Below are 4,727 nucleotides of genomic sequence, written 5' to 3'. Positions count from 1 at the left end.
CGCCCGGAACCGAGCAACCAAGGCCGGCCCGCGCGGGCTGCGCAGACCGAAACGGCCGCCGCGTGCGGCCACGGGAGGATACCCCCTTGAGCATGTATCTCGAACAGATCGAAAAACTCGTCATGCTCCAGAAAGTGGACGGCGAGATCATCGTCCTGGAAGAGGAACTGGGCAGCATGCCCCGCGAACTGGCCGAGCTGGAGGCCAGGAACGCCGAGTTCCTGGAGCGCAAGGCCGTGCTCGAGGACAAGCTCGACATCCTGAAAACCCAGCGCAAGCGCCTGGACCAGGAAATCGAGGACAGCACCTCGCGCATCAAGAAGAGCAAGAACAAGCTCATGATGGCTGGCAACACCCGCGAATACCACGCCATGATGCGCGAGATGGACAACATGGAAAAGTCCACGCGCAACCGCGAGGAAGAGAAGGTCGCCCTGGCCGAGGAGCTGGAGCGCCAGACCGCCCTGCTCGACGAGCTGCAAAAGGAGCACGCCGAGCTGACCGCCCAGCTTGAGGAATACCAGACCAGCCTCAAGAAGCGCTCCGCCACCGCGCGCAAGCGCCTGGACGAGCTGCAAAAAGAGCGCGAAGGCGCCTGCGTGGTGGTGCCCGCCCCGGTGCTCAAGCGCTACGAATTCATCCGCGAGCGCATCTCCAATCCCGTCATCGTTCCGGTGACGGCGGGCGTGTGCTCGGGCTGCTTCATCCAGATTCCGCCCCAGGCCTTCAACGACCTGCAAAAGGGCGAGACCATCCTGTCCTGCCCCAACTGCCAGCGCCTGATTTACTGGTGCGAGCATTTCCAGGCCTGCGACTCGCCCCTGGCCGCTGCCGCCGCCGTGCGCACCGCCACGCCCCTGGACGACGACGAGGACGAAGCCGGGCCCGACGACGCCGGGTACGACGAGGAGCCGCGCTACGACGACGACAACCACAGCCCGGACGACGACCGGGACGACGACCGCTGATCCGCGCCGCCCGGCCCCGGACCCCGGGACCGGGCGGGCATGATTTTGAGACTTGGGAGCCGGACGGGCCATCGCCGCGACCCGCAAGGGCCGGGGAGGAAAGTCCGGGCTCCGCAGGGCAGGACGCTGGATAACGTCCAGGGGGTGCGAGCCCCGGAAAGTGCCACAGAAAGCAAACCGCCCTCTGCGGAGGGTAAGGGTGAAACGGTGGGGTAAGAGCCCACCAGCGGCCGGGGCGACCCGGCCGGCTTGGCAAACCCCGTTCGGAGCAAGGCCAAATAGGAAGGCGCTCGAGGCTGGCCCGGCCGATGCCTTCGGGTAGGCTGCTTGAGGCGGCGGGCAACCGTCGCCCTAGAGGAATGATGGCCGCCCCGCGAGGGGAACAGAACCCGGCTTACAGTCCGGCTCCCTTTTTCAACACGCCGCGCGCCACCGGGCGCGCCGGGGCCAGCCCCCGGCGCGCCCGCGGCGTATCGGAACGCACGCAGGAGGGCCCATGAGCACTTGGGTGGTGATTCCCGCCGCAGGCAGCGGCAGCCGGCTGGCCGCCGCAGGGCTTGGCGTGGGCAAGCAGTTCATGCCCTGGCGCGGCGCCCCGCTCTACTGGGCCAGCCTGCGCACCCTGGCCCGCGTGGCCGGGGTCCACGGGGTGGCCCTGGCCTTCCCGCCCGCCGAGCTGCCCCAGGCCAGCGCCCGCGCCGAAGAGCTGGCCGCCGCCCAGGACCTGGGCCTGCCCCTGCGCTTCGCCGCTGGCGGGGCCCGCCGCCAGGACTCCGTGGCCGCGGCCCTGGCCGTGCTGCCCCGGGACTGCTCGCGGGTGCTGGTTCACGACGCGGCGCGGCCCTTCGCCTCGGCCGCGCTGGTCACGGCGCTGCTGGCGGCCCTGGACGCGGGCGCCCGGGCGGCCGTGCCCGCCGTGCCCGTGAAGGATACGGTCAAGCGCGTGGCCGCCGGGCGCGTGGCCGCCACCCTGCCCCGGGCGGAACTGGCCGCCGTGCAGACGCCCCAGGCCTTCGTCCTGGCCGACCTGCTGGCCGCCCACGAACACTGCGCCCGCCACGGGCTGGATGTCACCGACGACGCGTCCATGATCGAGGCCCTGGGCCTGGATGTGGCCGTCGTACCCGGCGAGGAGGGCAACGTGAAGATCACCACCCCGGAAGACCTGCACCTGCTCCGGACCGGGCAGAGCCCCCGTGTGCCCGTCACGGGCTGGGGCTACGACGTGCACAAGTACGGCCCCGGGCGGCCGATGGTCCTGGGCACCGTGCCCATTCAGGGCGGCCCCGAGGTCGTGGCCCACTCCGACGGCGATGTTCTGCTGCACGCCCTGACCGACGCGCTGCTCGGCTGCCTGGGCCGGGGCGACATCGGCGAGCATTTCCCGGACACCGACCCGCGCTACGAGGGCGTGCCCTCCGCCGTGCTGCTCAACGAGGTGCTCGAAATGGCCCTGGAGGCCGGGCTGGAGGTGGTCCACGCCGACCTGACCGTCATCTGCCAGGTGCCGCGCCTCGCGCCCTGGAAGGCGCAAATCCGCTCGGCCGTAGCCGGGCTGCTGCGCCTGCCCCCCGGGCGGGTCAACGTCAAGGCCACCACCGAGGAGGGCCTGGGCTTCACGGGCGAAAAAAAGGGCGTGAAGGCCGTGGCCTGCGTCAGCGCCCTGCTCCCGGCCTAGACGGCGGCGCCGGGCAGGGGCATGGCGGCGCCGGGCAGGGACCGGCCCCAAGGCCGCCCGGCCCGCCGCCAGCGCGCCAGCCGCCGCGCCCTCGCCGCCCGGCAGCCCCGGCCCGCGCGGCCAACCCGCCAGCAAGCCCCAGGCGGGGCGTTTTCCGCCTGTTTTCCGTTCCGGCGCGCGTGAAGGCCCCGGCCCCCGGTCAAACCGGGGGCCGGGGCCTTCACCTTGGGCGGGCCGCCGTGCCCGGGCGCCGTGCGGGCCAAGGGGGCGCGCGGCGCCACCTGCGGCCCTCGCGGCCCGGGCGCGGCGCGCGCTGCTCAGGCCACGTCCCAGACCTGTCCGGCGGGGGTGTCCTTGACCGTGGCGCCCAGGGCGGCGAGCTCATCGCGCAGGGCGTCGGAGGCGGCGAAGTCCTTGGCGGCGCGGGCGGCCGCGCGCTGGTCCAGCAGGGCCCGGACCCGGGCGGTGTCGATGCCCTTGCGCCGGGCCTGGGTGTCGCGCAGGGAGGCCAGGAACTGCGCCGGATCCTGGGTGAAGACGCCGAGCACCGCGCCCCAGGCGTCCAGGTCGGCCTGGATGCGCTCCCAGGCGGCCTTGGCGCCCCGGGTCTTGCGCAGGGCCTTGTCCTCGGCGATGCGCCCGGCCAGGCGCACGAGGTTGAACACATGGCCCAGGGCCTGGGCGGTGTTCATGTCGTCGCCCATAGCCGCCTCCCAGGCGGCCTCCTGCTCGTCGATCTCGGCGGCCAGTGCGGCGGGCAGGTCCGTGGCGGCCCATTTCGTACCCGCCAGGGCCGCGGCCATCTCCTGGCGCGCGGTGTAGATGCGGCGCAGGTTCTTCTCGGCCTCGTCCATGTTGTCCAGGGTGAAGTCGATGGGGCTGCGGTAATGCTTGGTCAGCAGGAAATAGCGCAGGGTTTCGGGCAGATAGGCATCCATGATTTCACGGATGGTCTTGAAGTTGCCCAGGCTCTTGGACATTTTTTCCGAATCCACCTGCACGAAGCCGTTGTGGACCCAGAAGCGGGCCATTTCCTGGCCCGTGGCGGCCTCGGTCTGGGCAATTTCGTTCTCATGGTGCGGGAAGACGAGGTCCTGGCCTCCGCCGTGGATGTCCAGGGGCAGGCCGAGGTGCTTGTCGCTCATGGCCGAGCACTCCAGGTGCCAGCCCGGGCGGCCCGGGCCCCAGGGGCTGTCCCAGGTGGGCTCGCCGGGCTTGGCGGCCTTCCACAGGGCGAAGTCCAGGGGGTCCTCCTTTTCCTCGCCGGGCGCCACGCGGGCGCCCGCGCGCATTTCGTCGATGTCGCGGCCCGAGAGCCTGGCGTAGCCCGCGAAGGAGCGCACCCGGAAATACACGTCTCCCGAGGGCGTGGCGTAGGCGTGGCCCTTGGCGATGAGGTCCTGGGTCAGGGCGATCATTTCGGGGATATGCGTGGTGCAGCGGGGCTCCACGTCGGCCCGCAGGACGCCCAGGCGGTCCATGTCCTCATGGAAGGCCCGGATGAAGCGCTCGGCCAGGGCCAGGGGATCCTCGCCGTTCTCGTTCGCGCGCACGATGATCTTGTCGTCGACGTCCGTGAAGTTGCGCGCGAAGGTCACGCGGTGGCCCATGTGGCGCAGGGTGCGCACGAGCACGTCGAAGACCACGGCCGAGCGGGCGTGGCCGATGTGGCAGTAGTCGTAGGCCGTGATGCCGCAGGCGTACATGCGCACGTGGTTGTCGCGCAGGGGCGCGAAGTCCTCCTTGCGGCGGGTCATGGTGTTGTACAGTTGCATGGGGTCGCTCCCTGGCGTCGTGATTGCGTTGGCGTGCCCGCCTTGCGGGCCGGTTGGGCATCATGCCCGAAACGGCACGGCCCGTCAAAGCCCTTGGGCGCGGCACGGGCGCCCCCCGGCACCGCGGCCGCGGCCCCGGACGGGTTGGCGGCCGCGGGCCGCGGCCCCCGATCTGGCCCTGGGCGCGGCTAGCCGTCCGTGCTCGGGAGCTGGTCGATGAGCGAATCCAGGGATGTGTCCAGGCTTTCGTACTCGGACAGGGTCGCCTCCAGGCGCGAGTATGTGTCGCGCAGGGTGCTCTCCTTG

The 4,727-nt window shown here is 71.5% G+C and carries 3 protein-coding genes and 1 other RNA gene; 3 read left to right on the top strand and 1 reads right to left on the bottom strand.

Going from position 1 to position 4,727, the window contains the following annotated elements; genetic code table 11:
- Positions 1-92 precede the first annotated feature (92 nt).
- The 3 genes from M0P34_RS13805 (at position 93) to ispD (ending at position 2,646) form a co-directional block, all read left to right on the top strand.
- Positions 93-968: a C4-type zinc ribbon domain-containing protein gene (locus M0P34_RS13805; protein WP_366062750.1), complete on the top strand. Its 876-nt coding sequence runs from the start codon at positions 93-95 to the stop codon at positions 966-968.
- 55 nt (positions 969-1,023) lie between these two features.
- An RNA gene (gene rnpB, locus M0P34_RS13800) (RNase P RNA component class A) lies at positions 1,024-1,381 on the top strand.
- Between the two features lie 83 nt (positions 1,382-1,464).
- Positions 1,465-2,646 carry a 2-C-methyl-D-erythritol 4-phosphate cytidylyltransferase gene (gene ispD / locus M0P34_RS13795; RefSeq protein ID WP_291500142.1) on the top strand — a complete coding sequence of 394 codons (1,182 nt, stop codon included), beginning with the start codon at positions 1,465-1,467 and terminating at the stop codon, positions 2,644-2,646.
- 317 nt (positions 2,647-2,963) lie between these two features.
- Here ispD and cysS read toward each other — a convergent pair whose 3' ends face one another.
- A complete protein-coding gene (cysS, locus tag M0P34_RS13790) occupies positions 2,964-4,421 on the bottom strand; it encodes a cysteine--tRNA ligase (protein ID WP_291500140.1) in 1,458 nt (485 codons plus the stop codon).
- Positions 4,422-4,727 lie beyond the last annotated feature (306 nt).

This window comes from Desulfocurvus sp., assembly GCF_023230885.1.
In the GTDB taxonomy this organism is placed as follows: domain Bacteria; phylum Desulfobacterota; class Desulfovibrionia; order Desulfovibrionales; family Desulfovibrionaceae; genus Desulfocurvus.
The sequence above is the reverse complement of the archived record's forward strand: the minus strand, read 5'-3'. Positions and strand labels throughout refer to the sequence as shown.